The organism is Anaerococcus sp. AH8042_DFU013_CI05 (assembly GCF_047936775.1).
Taxonomy (GTDB): Bacteria; Bacillota; Clostridia; order Tissierellales; family Peptoniphilaceae; genus Anaerococcus.
Genome location: NZ_CP175954.1, coordinates 624724 through 638709, shown reverse-complemented (window position 1 = coordinate 638709; position 13986 = coordinate 624724). Strand labels below are relative to the sequence as shown.

At 29.7% G+C, this 13986-nt stretch carries 13 protein-coding genes; 12 read left to right on the top strand and 1 reads right to left on the bottom strand.

Going from position 1 to position 13986, the window contains the following annotated elements; genetic code table 11:
* Positions 1-113 precede the first annotated feature (113 nt).
* From rpiB to ACKRLN_RS03385, 9 genes are all read left to right on the top strand, one after another.
* Positions 114-554 (top strand): ribose 5-phosphate isomerase B, encoded by a 441-nt coding sequence (gene rpiB / locus ACKRLN_RS03425; RefSeq protein ID WP_203126592.1) that lies wholly within the window; start codon positions 114-116, stop codon positions 552-554.
* A gap of 85 nt (positions 555-639) precedes the next feature.
* On the top strand, positions 640-1359 hold the full coding sequence (gene deoD / locus ACKRLN_RS03420; protein WP_416335261.1) for a purine-nucleoside phosphorylase: 720 nt from the start codon (positions 640-642) through the stop codon (positions 1357-1359).
* 4 nt (positions 1360-1363) lie between these two features.
* Positions 1364-2758: a bifunctional UDP-N-acetylglucosamine diphosphorylase/glucosamine-1-phosphate N-acetyltransferase GlmU gene (gene glmU, locus ACKRLN_RS03415; RefSeq protein ID WP_416335260.1), complete on the top strand. Its 1395-nt coding sequence runs from the start codon at positions 1364-1366 to the stop codon at positions 2756-2758.
* Positions 2755-3741, top strand: a complete 987-nt coding sequence (locus tag ACKRLN_RS03410) for a ribose-phosphate diphosphokinase (RefSeq protein ID WP_203126587.1) — start codon at positions 2755-2757, stop codon at positions 3739-3741. The genes glmU and ACKRLN_RS03410 overlap by 4 nt, the downstream gene beginning before the upstream one ends.
* Positions 3742-4320, top strand: a complete 579-nt coding sequence (gene pth / locus ACKRLN_RS03405; RefSeq protein WP_416335259.1) for an aminoacyl-tRNA hydrolase — start codon at positions 3742-3744, stop codon at positions 4318-4320. It begins immediately after the preceding gene.
* A gap of 3 nt (positions 4321-4323) precedes the next feature.
* A complete protein-coding gene (mfd, locus tag ACKRLN_RS03400; protein ID WP_416335258.1) occupies positions 4324-7806 on the top strand; it encodes a transcription-repair coupling factor in 3483 nt (1160 codons plus the stop codon).
* Positions 7803-8912: a peptidylprolyl isomerase gene (locus ACKRLN_RS03395; protein ID WP_416335257.1), complete on the top strand. Its 1110-nt coding sequence runs from the start codon at positions 7803-7805 to the stop codon at positions 8910-8912. Before mfd ends, ACKRLN_RS03395 begins: the two co-directional genes overlap by 4 nt.
* Positions 8893-9792, top strand: coding sequence for a SurA N-terminal domain-containing protein (locus ACKRLN_RS03390; RefSeq protein ID WP_416335256.1), 900 nt, complete (start codon positions 8893-8895; stop codon positions 9790-9792). Before ACKRLN_RS03395 ends, ACKRLN_RS03390 begins: the two co-directional genes overlap by 20 nt.
* Before the next feature lie 83 nt (positions 9793-9875).
* Positions 9876-10154: an HU family DNA-binding protein gene (locus ACKRLN_RS03385; RefSeq protein WP_203126579.1), complete on the top strand. Its 279-nt coding sequence runs from the start codon at positions 9876-9878 to the stop codon at positions 10152-10154.
* Positions 10155-10201: 47 nt separating this feature from the next.
* Here ACKRLN_RS03385 and ACKRLN_RS03380 read toward each other — a convergent pair whose 3' ends face one another.
* Positions 10202-11944, bottom strand: coding sequence for an Rqc2 family fibronectin-binding protein (locus ACKRLN_RS03380; protein ID WP_416335255.1), 1743 nt, complete (start codon positions 11942-11944; stop codon positions 10202-10204).
* 86 nt (positions 11945-12030) lie between these two features.
* Between ACKRLN_RS03380 and gmk the strand changes: the two genes are divergently transcribed.
* Genes gmk through coaBC form a run of 3 tightly spaced genes read left to right on the top strand, consistent with a single transcriptional unit; the run spans position 12031 to position 13986 of the window.
* Positions 12031-12639, top strand: coding sequence for a guanylate kinase (gene gmk, locus ACKRLN_RS03375; RefSeq protein ID WP_416335254.1), 609 nt, complete (start codon positions 12031-12033; stop codon positions 12637-12639).
* Positions 12632-12817: a DNA-directed RNA polymerase subunit omega gene (gene rpoZ, locus ACKRLN_RS03370; RefSeq protein WP_203126568.1), complete on the top strand. Its 186-nt coding sequence runs from the start codon at positions 12632-12634 to the stop codon at positions 12815-12817. The genes gmk and rpoZ overlap by 8 nt, the downstream gene beginning before the upstream one ends.
* Positions 12814-13986: a bifunctional phosphopantothenoylcysteine decarboxylase/phosphopantothenate--cysteine ligase CoaBC gene (coaBC, locus tag ACKRLN_RS03365; RefSeq protein WP_416335253.1), complete on the top strand. Its 1173-nt coding sequence runs from the start codon at positions 12814-12816 to the stop codon at positions 13984-13986. Before rpoZ ends, coaBC begins: the two co-directional genes overlap by 4 nt.

The window sequence follows — 13986 nt, the reverse complement described above, 5'->3', positions numbered from 1 at the left end:
TCCTAGTTTCATCTTACATTATTACAATATATCATATGCTTTTTATTATAACTTGTAAAGTTGATATGGCTATGATACCATTTAAGTATAGATTAGAGTATGGAGGATAAGCTATGATTTACGTTATAGGAAATGATCACGGTGGTATTGATTTATACGAACCTATCAAGGAAAAGTTAGAAGAACTAGGCCATAAAGTAATACATGTGGGTACAGATGGTAAAGATAGCGTAGACTATTCAGACTTTGCCCAAAAAGCATGTGATAAAGTATTAAAAAAAGAAGCTGACTTTGCTATTTTAGTTTGTGGTACAGGACTTGGAATGAGCATTTCTGCTAATAAAATAGATGGTATAAGAGCAGCATGTGTTTCTGAAGCATTTTCTGCTAGAATGAGTCGAGCACACAATGATGCAAATTGCCTTTGTTTAGGTGCTAGAGTTATAGGTAGTGAAACTGCAAAAATGATTGTAGAAGAATTTGTAAAAACAGATTTTGAAGGTGGACGTCACCAAAGAAGAGTTGATAAAATTACAGAAATTGAGAAAAGATAGAAAATAATTGTCTATCTTTTTTTAAGTTTAAAAAAGTTTTTAAAAATGTTATTATAGTATATGAAATTAATTAATAGGAGATTATATGAATATACCTACACCACATATATCAGCTACAAATGCTGATCAAATTGCAAAAACAGTATTAATGCCGGGAGATCCATTAAGAGCAAAATTTATCGCTGATAATTTTCTTGAAGATGTAACTCAGTTTAACGAAACACGCGGCATGCTAGGTTTTACAGGATATTATAAAGGAAAAAGAGTTTCTGTAATGGGATCAGGTATGGGGATACCATCATCAATGATCTATTACAATGAGCTTTTTAGAGCTTATGATGTTGATACCATTATTAGAATTGGTACCGCTGGTTCTATGCAAGAAAATATCAAGCTTCACGATATAGTAATTGCTACAAGTGCATGCTCAGAAAGTTCTATAAATGATAATCTATTTGCAAATATTAACTTCTCGCCAACCCCTGATTTTGATTTAATGCTAGAAACTTATAATAAATCATTAGAATTAGGATACACAACTCATTGTGGTCAGGTTCACAGCTCCGATCAATTTTATAACGAACTACCAGAGGGTGTTTTTAAGAATTTGAGAAAATATGGAGTTCTTTGTGTAGAGATGGAAAGTTATGGTTTATTTATGACTGCTAGAAAGTATGGCAAAAAAGGTTTAGGGATTTTTACAATCAGCGATTCACTTGTAGAAGATGTATCTGATAGTGCTGAAAATCGTGAAAAATCTTATACTAACATGATGAATCTAGCTTTAGAAGTGGCTCACGAGTAAAGCTATGCTAAAAACTATTATTATGGCAGCAGGTGAAGGAACAAGGATGAAATCCAACACCTCAAAGGTTTTACACAAATTATTAAACAGAGAAATAGTAAAATATGTGGCAGATGCTTCACGATTTGAAAATTCACAAACTATAATCATTGCTGGAAAAAACAAGCAAGACTTAGAAAATCTTTTTCCTAATGATACTATAATAGAGCAAAAAATCGGTGAAGAGTACCCTTATGGTACAGGTTACGCTGCTTCACTAGCTTTAGGTGAAATTTCTGATGATGATCAGGTTTTAGTCTTAAATGGTGATATTCCATTAATTACAAAAGCATCATTGGAAGAATTTGTATCAAATCATCTTGAAAATAATAACAGTGCTTCTGTCCTATCAACAAAAGTACTAAATCCTACAAGCTATGGAAGAATAATTCGTGATGATAATGCAGAGTTTATAGGAATTATTGAACAAAAAGACTTAAAAATAAATCAATATGTGATAGATGAAATAAACACTGGAATTTATATTTTTAAAGGATCTGACTTAAAAGAATCTATTTCAAAATTAGACACAGACAATGAACAAAGTGAGCTATACCTAACTGATTGTATTGAGATATTATATAATGATGGCAAGAAGGTCATGGCTTTTACAGCTAATGATGCTGATGAATTTTACGGAATAAACAATAAAAAAGAATTAGCTCAAGCTAAGAAAATCTTGCAAAAACGTGTAAATGAAAATCACATGCTAAATGGTGTTATTATTGAAGATCCAGAAATGATAGTAATTGATCCAGAAGTTAAAATTGGAATGGATACAATAATATCTGGGCCTGTAAAAATTCTTGGAAAAACTGAGATTGGGTCAAATTGTATTATTGAAGGATCGTCTAGAATTGAAGATTCAATATTAAAAGATGGAGTTAAAATAGATAATTCAGTAATTGAAAAATCATTTATTGATGAAAATTCAGATGTAGGACCTTATGCACACTTAAGACCAAAAGCAAGCTTAGGTAAAAATGTCCATATCGGTAACTTTGTTGAGGTTAAAAACTCATCTTTAGGTGATGGAACAAAATCTGGTCATTTAGCTTATATTGGAGATTCTGATTTAGGTAGTAAAATAAATGTTGGGTGTGGGGTAATATTTGTAAACTACGATGGAAAATTTAAACATAGATCCTTTGTAGAAGATGAAGCTTTTATAGGTTCAAATTCAAATATAGTAGCACCTGTAAAGATAGAAAAAGAAGCTTATATAGCAGCTGGATCTACTATAACATCTGATGTAGAATCAGGATATTTGTCAATAGAGCGATCTGAACAAAAAAATATAGCAGGATATGCAGAAAAAAAACGAAAAAGAGATTTAGAGAAAGAAAAGGAGCAAAAATGACATCTGATAAATCCCAACAATATATTCAAAGAGGCGAATTAAAATTGCTTACAGGCAATGCCAATACAAAATTAGCAGAATCTATAGCAAAAAGTTTAAATACTAGCCTTGGTGAAGCAGAGATAGAAAAATTTAGCGATGGCGAAATCAAAATTAAAATAAATGAATCAATTAGGGGAAAAGATGTTTATATAGTACAACCTACATCATCTCCAACAAATGATAACCTTATGGAACTTTTAATTATAATAGATGCTTGTAGACGTGCTTCTGCAGGATATATAAATGCAATTGTTCCTTATTATGGATATGCTCGTCAAGATAGAAAAACCCGTGGACGTGAACCAATTACTGCAAAATTAGTGGCAAACTTAATGACTGAAGCTGGTGCAGACAGAGTAATTACAATGGATCTTCACGCAGGTCAAATTCAAGGTTATTTTGATATACCAGTAGACCATTTCACTGCTATTAGACTTTTATCAGAATACTTTAATGATATGGCTTATGATAAAGCCGATGAATTTGTAGTAGTAAGTCCAGACTTAGGTGGTGTAAGACGTGCTCGTGAATTTTCTGATTACCTAAAATTACCTATTGCAATTATTGAAAAAAGAAGACCGAAACCAAACGTATCAGAAGTAATGAGTGTTATTGGTGATTTTAAAGGCAAATCTGCAATTTTAGTAGACGATATGGTAGATACTGCTGGTACAATAACAAATGCGGCAAATTATCTAATTGAAAATGGTGCTAAGGATGTATACATCGCAGCAACCCATGGAGTTTTATCTGGCCCAGCTATTGAGAGACTAGAAAACTCAAAAGTAAAAGAAATTGTAATTACAAACACTATTGAACTTCCAGAAGAGAAAAAAATAGATAAAATCACTCAATTAGAAATAGGACCATTATTAGCAGAAGCAATCCATAGAATAAACACTTACGAATCAATCAGTGGACTATTTGAGGATGTAAATTAGATGTATTTTATAGTAGGACTTGGAAATCCTGGCTTACAATACGAAAATACTAGACACAATGTTGGTTTTTTAACTATAGATTATCTAGCTGAAAAGCATAACATTCCAGTAAAAAAATTAAAACATAAGGCTCTTTATGGTCAGGGAGAAATCTCTGGCCAAAAAGTTATGCTCATAAAACCTCAAACATATATGAATAATTCTGGTGAATCTGTTAGAGATTTTAAAAACTTCTATAAGTTTAACGATGATGAACTTATTGTAATCCAGGATGATATAGATATAGATTTTGGAAAAATTCGTATTAAGAAAAAAGGATCTGCTGGAACCCATAATGGAATGAAGTCCATAATTTATCAAACTCAAACAGATAAATTTCCAAGAATAAAAATTTCCGTTGGACAAAAGCCCGAATATATGGATCTCGCAAACTTTGTTCTAAGTGGTTTTCATGGAGATGATTTAGATATAGTAAGAGAAGAAATTATTATGGCTGCTGAAGCTATAGAAATGATGCTTGAATCAAATATTGATAAGGCTATGAATAAGTACAATTCAATAGACTTATTGGAAAAATAATAAATGAATCAATTAATAAAATTATTAGAAAATACAGAACAATTAAATAAAATTAGGGAAAATTACTTAAAAGATTCTCCTATATATTTGTACGGACTTACAGAAGGGATAAAAGCTCATTTAATTTTATCCCTTTTTGATAGTTTAGAAAAAAATGTAGTATTTATAACTGAGAATGAAAAAAAAGCTAAAGATATCCAGACAAATATAAACAACCTTTATGATATTGCAAGATTCTATCCATCTAGAGAAATAAATTACTATAATATACGAACTGTAGATGAAGATACAAATACATCCAGAATGGAGAACTTAATTAGCCAAGTAAAAAATGAAAGACTAATTACAGTTACTACTATGGATGCAATTTTAAATAAATTAACACCTTTAGATAAATTTAATAACAGTTTTGTTAAAATTAGTAGCGAGGATATTGTAGATGTAGAAGAATTTATAAAAACACTCATAAATTTAAATTACAATCCTACAAGCCTTGTTGAAAATAAAGGAGAATACGCAAAGCGTGGGTCCATTATAGATTTTTGGCCTATAGATTATGAAAATCCAGTAAGACTAGAACTTTTTGATGATGAGATAGATTCTATAAGGATTTTTGATCAAAAGAATCAACGTACAATCGAAAAAATAGATGAAGTAACAATCTCACCTTTAAATGAGTTAATATACGAAGAATCTGATTTTGAATATGTATTAAAAAATATCGAAAAAGATGTTTCAAAATTAGAAAAAAATATAAAAGACTCAAATGATCAAAAGCTGATAGATAAGTACAGGCAAATACAATCTTACATAAAAGATACTATGTATGTAGCTAACTGGGATTTAATAAATCCATATCGAGATACAAATTTTGAAACTTACTTAGATTACTTATCTAAAGATACGATTTTTATTCTAGATGATGCATCCAGAATATATGATAATCATAAAGAATTTGAAAAGAATTTTCTAGAAGATGTTACTATCCAAAGAGATAGGGGCGAGGTATTTAATGCATTTACTAATTTATTAGTAAATGTTGAGCAAACTTATGAAAAGATAGAAACTCATCCAATCATTAACTTAACATCAATCTTAAAAAGAACAAAATTTTTTAATCCTAAACTATTATTGGAATTTAAAACCATAGAATCAGAACACTTTAATAGAAAAATAAATACTCTAGCAGAGGCTTTAAAAAACCAGAAAGAAAATGCTAAAACCTTAATTTTTGCTGGAAATAATGAGAATAAAAACAATCTATTAAGTGCCTTACGTGAAAATGATATCTTAGATATTTCTGATGAATTTAGTACAAGAATAACAGTAACAAATGATGTTGCAAGTGAAGGTTACTATTTACCGGAATATGATTTATTTCTTTTTACTGAAAAAGAAATCTATGGTACTAACAAGAGAAAATCAAAAAAGAAGATTAAAAATAAAATGTCTTCTACAGATATCATCAATTACTCTGATTTAGATATTGGTGATTATGTAGTCCACGAAAATAATGGTATTGGTGTTTATAACGGTCTTGAACAAATTGAAGTAAACAATATACAAAAAGATTTTATCGTTATAAATTATAAGGGTAATGATAAAGTTTATGTACCGATAGACCAAATGAATCTGGTTAGCAAATATATTGGTAATAAGGGTGAAAAGCCAAGACTGTCAACTCTAGGGTCTCCCACATGGTCAAAGGCCAAGGCCCGTGCTAAAAAAGCTGTAGATGAAATTGCAGATGACTTAGTAAAATTATATGCCCAAAGAAGTAAAGAAGTTGGACATGCTTTTTCAGCAGATACACCTTGGCAAAAGGAATTTGAAGAATCTTTTCCATATGAAGAAACCTACAGCCAGTTAAGAAGTATTAACGAAATTAAAGATGATATGGAAAAAGATAAACCAATGGATCGTCTTTTAACTGGAGATGTTGGTTATGGTAAAACTGAAGTAGCACTTAGGGCTGCATTTAAGGCTATAGTTGATGGATACCAAGTAGCATTTTTAGTGCCAACAACTATACTAGCAAGTCAGCACTATGAGACTATGAAAGAAAGATTTAAAGAATTTCCAATAGAAGCAAGGCTATTATCACGCTTTAATTCTAAAAAAGATCAAGATCAAACTATAAAAGATCTTAAATCTGGAAAAGTTGATATAGTAATAGGTACTCATAGAGTTTTATCCAGTGATGTTAAATTTAAAAATCTTGGTCTATTGATTATAGATGAAGAACAAAGATTTGGTGTAAAGCATAAAGAAAAATTAAAGCAACTTAAAACAAGCCTTGATGTTTTAACATTATCGGCTACACCAATTCCTAGAACACTTCAAATGTCACTTGCTGGTATTAGAGACCTTTCAACCTTAGATGAACCACCAGAAGAAAGATTGCCAGTAAATACTTATGTTTTAGAATATGATGAGAATATTATAAAAGCTGCTATCGATAGGGAACTAGCTAGAAATGGACAAGTATATTTTGTTTATAATCGTGTCCATAATATAGATTTACTATATAATCATATAAAAGAATTGATTCCTGAAGCTAGGATTGAGATAATCCATGGTAAGCTAACTCCAAAACAAATCGAAACTATAATGAACGACTTTATAAGTGGAGAGATTGATATTTTACTATCAACTACAATTATAGAAACTGGAATGGATATAGCAAATGTAAATACAATTATAATTTATGATGCTGACATGATGGGTCTTTCTCAGCTTTATCAGCTAAAGGGTCGCATTGGAAGAGGAAATAGATCTTCATATGCATATTTTACTTATAGGCAAGGTAAAGTTTTATCAGAGATAAGCGAAAAAAGATTAAAATCTATAAGGGACTTTTCTGATTTTGGTAGCGGATATAAAATTGCTATGAAAGATTTGGAGCTTAGAGGTGCAGGAAATCTCTTAGGAGAAAGTCAGAGTGGTCATGTAGAAGCGGTTGGTTATGATCTTTATGTAAAATACTTGCAGGAAGCAGTTGAAAAAGCTTCGGGTAAAGAAGTAGATGTAAAGAAAAAATCAGATGTTTATATAGATATAAAAGTTAATGCATATATACCAAGCACATATATTTCTGACCAGTCTCAAAAAATAGAAATGTACACTAGAATAGCAAATATTGAAAATATCGAAGATTACAATATACTAGTAGAAGATTTAATTGATATATATGGTGATATACCTTTAATGGTGGATAATATTATGTATGTATCATTAATAAAATCATTAGCAGAGGGCTTAGGATTTAAGGAAATTCGAGAGCAAAATGCTTATATCAATTTGAGATTTTCTAATAGAGAAGAGTTTACCTTCGATGAGTTAAAAGAAATTAGTGAATCTTATAAGGGTGATATGAAGTTGGACTTATCCAAAAATCCAGCTTTTAAAATCCCAGCAACTAATACAAAATTAATAGATACTTATGATTTACTAGAAATAATAAGTAGTATAAGGAGTAAAAAATGAAAAAAACAAATAAAATTTTAGCAATTATGCTTGCAAGCTCAATGTTTTTAGCAGCTTGTGATAACCAAGCAACTAACAATGAAACAACTTCAAATAAAACTGAAACAACAGAAACAGAAAAAGATACTAAAAAAGAAGATAAATCAAATAATAAAGAAAGTAAAGAGGCTGAAAAACTTCCTGATGATGCTGTTGCGTTAGTAAATGGTGAGACTCTCACAAAAGATCAATATAAAGATGAAATGTCATTTTACGCTTCTTATCTAGCAAGCAGCCAAGGTGCAAAAAATCAAGTTGTGGGAATGATGGTTAAAGATAAACTTACTTTTGATGATGCACAAAAAAATGGAATCGAAGTTTCTGATAAAGAAGTTTCTGATCAGTTTATGCAAACTGTAGATAATATTGAAAAACAAAATGGAAAAGGTGCCTTCGATGAAATGCTTGAAGATTACAATATGACTGCAGATCAGTTTAAAGATGTAATCAAAAAAGATATTCTTTATACTAAACATCAAGAATGGTTCTTAAAAAATAATCCGGTTTCTGATGAAGACGTAGATAAGTTCTATGAAGAAAATAAAGATGAGTTTAAGAAAGCAGATGCTGACCATATCTTAGTAGATGATGAAAAAACAGCCAAAGAAGTAAAAGAAAAATTAGATAATGGTGGAGATTTTGCTGAGCTTGCCAAAGAATATTCAAAAGATACAGGTAATGCTGATAAGGGTGGAGCACTAGGTGAATTTAAAAAAGGCGATATGGTGCCACAATTTTCTGACAAAGTATTCTCAATGAAAGAAGGAGAAATCAGCGAACCAGTACAAACTCAATTTGGATGGCATATTATAAAATTAAATAAAATTAATGAGTCACTAACAGATGAAGATCGTCAAGTTATAAGAAAAAGTCTTGAAGATAAAAAATATGAAGAATACAAAAATGAATTATTCGAAAATGCAGATATTGTAACTAAAGAAACTCAAGCAGCTGATGAAGAAAAAACAAACGCTGAATCTAATAAATCTAAAGAATCTGATGATAGCAAAAAAGAAGAAATAGTAAACGAAGAAAATAAAGATTCAGATGAAAACAAAAATAATTAAGGTTGTCTTATCAGCAGTTTTAATAATTAATTTATCAGCATGCGCAAATCAGCCTCAAAACAAGGATGATATTGCGCTTGTTGATGGTGTACCTATAACTAATGAAGCATATTTAAATGAACTAGATTTTTATCAAAAGTACTATTCTAAAAAATATGGCGAAGAATATCTTGATCAGGAGATAGATAGAAATAAAACAAATAATGATGTTCTTGAAAATGAATTGATTAACTCTATGATAAAAGATCAAGTAATGATAAATGATCTTAAATCAAATGGAGTTAAAGTTGATGATAATGCTGCAAACTCCCTTAAAACTACTCTAGAAGAAAATCTAGGCGGTAAAGACTCTTTAAAAGCTAATATAAAAGCTGTTGGAGTTGATGAAAATAGTTTTAACCAGATACTTTATAATGATTCACTTAGAAATCAACATTACAATTATTTCATATCCCATAGCGGGATAAAGGATAGTGAAATTTTAGAATTTTATAAATCTAATGAAAAGTATCAAAAACAATATAAGTACAATGTATTAGTTTTCGATGATAAGAATGAAACTGAGAAAGTTTATGATAAAATAAGTTCAGCAGAAGACTTTAAATCTTTTTTATATAACCCAATAAAAAATTATGAGGTCATTAATTCAGAATTTATATATGAAGATGATCCTATATTTAAAGAATCAGGTGTAAAAGAAAAAGATAAGGTAAGCGAAATATTTGAGCATAATGGGAAATATATGATACTTATGGTTAATTCTTATAACGAAAATGAAAATGAATTGTTAATCAATGTCAAAGATTTATATTTAAAAAAGAAATATGAAGAATATCTTAATAAACTGACAAAAAAGTCTAAAATTAGGCTGTTTACTTAATAAAAGCTTGAAAAATCATGAATTATTTTGTATAATCAAAATTAGAGTTAAACAGAATTATTTATTGATTTATAGGAGGAAATATGAATAAATCAGAATTATTAGTTAGCATTTCAGAAAAAAGTGGTCTTAAAAAAAGCGAATCTGAAAAAGCACTAAATGCTATGATAGAAACAATTACTGAAGCCTTAACAGAAGGTGAAAAAGTTCAATTAGTTGGATTTGGAACATTTGAAACAAGAGACAGAAAAGCACGTGAAGGTAGAAATCCAAGAAAACCTGACGAAGTTATCAAAATTCCAGCATCAAAAGCTCCAGTATTTAAAGCTGGTAAAACTTTAAAAGAAGCAGTTAATAAATAATATCTAAATAAAAACAAAACCGGGACTTGAAATAAAGAACCGGTTTTTTAAATTTCCTTGTATTTTTCGCTTAGGTCAGTATTTGTATCTATGGTTATAGTATTAAAATTTTCATAATAGACCATACCAGGCTTTGCACCCTTAGCTTTATTTACATTTTTTTTCTCAGTATAATCTACATCAATTTTTTCTTCACTACTAATTGATGAATTATTAGCGGCAAGATATGCTGCTATTAAAATGTCATCATCGTTTATATTCTCAGATCTTAAGATAACATGGCTACCTGGAAGATCTTTAACATGAAACCATAAGTCATCTTTATTAGCTAACTTTAAAGTTAAATAATCATTTTGACTACTATTTTTACCTACATAAATATCTGAATTATTTTCTGTTACAAAATGATATGGTTTAGACTTTTTGTTTTTAATCTTATGCTTTGTTGTCTTTTTAATAATATGATTCTCAATCATCTCATCACGAATATCATTTAAATCATCTATGCTATTTGATCTATTTATAAAATCTATCAATTGATTTAGATAGTTTAGATAATCTTTTTGTTTTGGAAGATCTTTTCTTGCATAGTTTACAGAATTTTTAATTTTTTTTGCCTTGTTATAAAAGCCTTCAGCATTTTCCCAAGGTGTCTTTAAAGGTTCTAGGTCAATCTTTACTTCTTTATTTTCTTCATAAAAGTCGTTTAAAAATATTTCTTTGTCACCTTTTTTAATCCTATGAACATTAGCCGATAATAAATCTCCATTTTTTCGTAATGGCTCTATTTTGGATTCGTTTAATATATTATCATTTAAAATATTTATTTTCTTTTGTGTTGTTTTTTTATGTGAATTTACTTTCTTGATATAGTCAGTCTTTATTTGATTTAATCTATCATGAGTTTTATTAACATCAAAAAATTCATCTATTGCTTCACTCATGAGACTATATTTTTCTTTTTCATAATCTAAATGAGTTAAATCTAGAGTATGAAACTCTTTGATTTTTTTATCACTTTTATATGAATAAGCACAAAGATTTTGACTTGCAATATTATCTCTTATCTCATATAAAATATCATTCATTCTTTCTTTTTCATCTTCACTAACTAATCCCCAGCTAATTCTCTGATCGATGCCTGCTCGGTATGCTATCTCTTTTCCTACGATTGGTGAAAACCCAGTATAAGTTTTATGAAAAATCTTATCAGGCTTTGCGTTGTCAGGAAGTTTTTGGTCTAATTTTTTTATATCATAGGAAAAATTAGGATCTGTTATATCGTATTTATCATCTTCAACAAATTCATATTTTAAACCAGGAAGTAATTGCCTTACAGAGGACATAGTCTCACTAACTCTTTTAATAGAATCGATTATTTTATAATTTTCATCAGTTAGAATAATATTTGAGTATTTTCCCATGATTTCTACTATAAGTTTCTTACTAGTATCAAAACCCATTTCATCTATAGAACTTATAGAAAAAATTACAACTCTGTCTAATCCTTTTTGGGATATATCAATTATTTTCCCTTGATTAATATGTTTTCTTAAAACCATAGTAAAATTTGGGGGAGTATCTGGATTTTCATATTTTTTTTCTGTTAAATTTATCCTAGCTTCATTATTGTTTGCACTTATTAACAATTTATAATTAGAACCCATTGAGTAAACATTAAAAACTATATCATTTTTAGAAGGTTGGGTGATTTTTTGAATTTTGCCTCCCAAAAGTTTTGCATTTAACTCGTTTACTATTTTTCTTGTTACTATTCCATCATATGTCATAATTAGTCACCTCATATTTATTATACTTTTTTTATTACTTGTAATAAGGGGGCATAAAAGTAAAATATTTATAATAAGGAGGCGTAATGAAGAAAGGTTTTTTATTAGTCATATCTGGTCCATCTGGAGTAGGTAAGGGTACAGTTCTTCATGATCTTATGAACACACAAAAAAACCTAGTTTATTCTGTTTCTGCAACCACTCGTGATAAAAGAGATGGGGAAATAGAAGGGGTTTCTTATTTTTATAAGACACATGAAGAGTTTAAGCAAATGATTGATGAGGGCAAGTTCTTGGAATATGCCCATGTACATAATAATTATTATGGTACACCTAAAGATTTTATTGACAAAAAAATTAATCAAGGGAAGATAGTTGTATTAGAAATAGATGTCCAAGGTGCGGTAAATGTAAAGCATAATACCGAAAATGCAGTCTTCATATTTTTGGCGCCCCCAAGCTTATCAGAACTTAAAAACCGAATTGTTGGACGTGGTACTGAAACCGAAAATGATATAAATCTAAGAATGAAAAACGCTCGTAAAGAGCTAGAATATATCAAGCATTATGACTATTTAGTAATAAACGATCATATTAACTCAGCTATAAATTCAGTAAATGAGATAATAAATGCTGAAAAGCATAAAGTATTTAGAGAAGAAGATTTTGACATAAAGGAGATTTTAGATGAATAATCCATCTTTTAAAAAATTATCAGAAATTAGCCCAAGTAGATACGATATCTGCATGATGGTCTCAAAAAGAGCTAGAAGAATTGTAAGTGGATCAGCTCCATTAACAAACCACATTGAAGCAAAACCAGTAACTCAAGCATTAAATGAAGTTATTGAGGGTAAAGTATCTAAGAAATGATTGAAAATAAAAATATTTTACTAGGTGTATCTGGTGGTATTGCAAGCTATAAAGTATTGGAACTATGCTCTAGACTAAAAAAAAAGAATGTTAATTTAAGCATAATTATGACACCAGCTGCAACCGAATTTATTTCACCATTATCTTTTGAAACAATGGGCAGATGTAAGGTCTACACTGATATGTGGGAAGGCCATCATGAAAGTGTGCACCATATAGATTTGCCAAAATGGGCAGATATTATGTTAATTGCACCAGCGACAGCAAGCACAATTGGAAAGATGGCTAATGGTATTTCGGATAATTTTCTTACAGCTTCTTACTTAGCTTGTAAGAAAGATGTTATTATAGCTCCATCTATGAATACCCAAATGCTGTTAAATCCTGCAACGCAAAAAAATATTGAAACTTTAAAATCATATGGCGTAAAGGTGATTGCTCCGGAATCTGGGGTTCTCGCTTGTAACACAGTAGGCGATGGTAGGATGGAAGAACCTGAAAATATTGTTGAATATCTTGAAGATTATTTTACAGAAAAAGATTTAAAGGGCAAGAAAATCATCGTCTCAGCAGGACCTACCGTTGAGCCTATAGATTTTGTTAGATATATTACAAATCATTCTAGTGGCAAAATGGGATATAATATTGCTAATGAAGCTAAAAAACGTGGAGCGGAAGTAGTTTTAGTATCAGGTCCCGTAAAACCCTTTGAAATTAAGGGTATCAATCGCATTGAAGTTACTACAAACGAAGAAATGAAAAATGCTATTGATAAAAATTTTGATGATGCTGATGCATTAATCATGGCTGCTGCGCCTGTGGATTATAAATCTAGCGTTGTAAGTGATAGAAAAATTAAAAAATCTGGTCAAAATTTACAAATGGAATTTATAGAAAATATTGATATTTTAAAATATTTTGGCAATAAAAAGAAAAACCAAACTGTAATAGGATTTGCGGCAGAGACCGATGATCTAATAGAAAATGCAAATAAGAAACTGAATAAGAAAAATGCTGACTATATAATAGCAAATGATCTTACTAAAGAAGGTGCAGGATTTAACACTGATACCAATATCGCAAGTATCATATCCCATGATGAGGTAAAAAATTTAGAAAAGATGACTAAGACAGAACTTGCAAACAATATTTTAGATTTAGTTAGGTGA

Excerpts from the sequence above, each read along its gene's own strand:
- rpiB (WP_203126592.1), top strand. The coding sequence starts at position 114 with ATGATTTACGTTATAGGAAATGATCACGGTGGTATTGATTTATACGAA.
- deoD (WP_416335261.1), top strand. The coding sequence starts at position 640 with ATGAATATACCTACACCACATATATCAGCTACAAATGCTGATCAAATT.
- glmU (WP_416335260.1), top strand. The coding sequence starts at position 1,364 with ATGCTAAAAACTATTATTATGGCAGCAGGTGAAGGAACAAGGATGAAA.
- ACKRLN_RS03410 (WP_203126587.1), top strand. The coding sequence starts at position 2,755 with ATGACATCTGATAAATCCCAACAATATATTCAAAGAGGCGAATTAAAA.
- pth (WP_416335259.1), top strand. The coding sequence starts at position 3,742 with ATGTATTTTATAGTAGGACTTGGAAATCCTGGCTTACAATACGAAAAT.
- mfd (WP_416335258.1), top strand. The coding sequence starts at position 4,324 with ATGAATCAATTAATAAAATTATTAGAAAATACAGAACAATTAAATAAA.
- ACKRLN_RS03395 (WP_416335257.1), top strand. The coding sequence starts at position 7,803 with ATGAAAAAAACAAATAAAATTTTAGCAATTATGCTTGCAAGCTCAATG.
- ACKRLN_RS03390 (WP_416335256.1), top strand. The coding sequence starts at position 8,893 with ATGAAAACAAAAATAATTAAGGTTGTCTTATCAGCAGTTTTAATAATT.
- ACKRLN_RS03385 (WP_203126579.1), top strand. The coding sequence starts at position 9,876 with ATGAATAAATCAGAATTATTAGTTAGCATTTCAGAAAAAAGTGGTCTT.
- ACKRLN_RS03380 (WP_416335255.1), bottom strand. The coding sequence starts at position 11,944 with ATGACATATGATGGAATAGTAACAAGAAAAATAGTAAACGAGTTAAAT.
- gmk (WP_416335254.1), top strand. The coding sequence starts at position 12,031 with ATGAAGAAAGGTTTTTTATTAGTCATATCTGGTCCATCTGGAGTAGGT.
- rpoZ (WP_203126568.1), top strand. The coding sequence starts at position 12,632 with ATGAATAATCCATCTTTTAAAAAATTATCAGAAATTAGCCCAAGTAGA.
- coaBC (WP_416335253.1), top strand. The coding sequence starts at position 12,814 with ATGATTGAAAATAAAAATATTTTACTAGGTGTATCTGGTGGTATTGCA.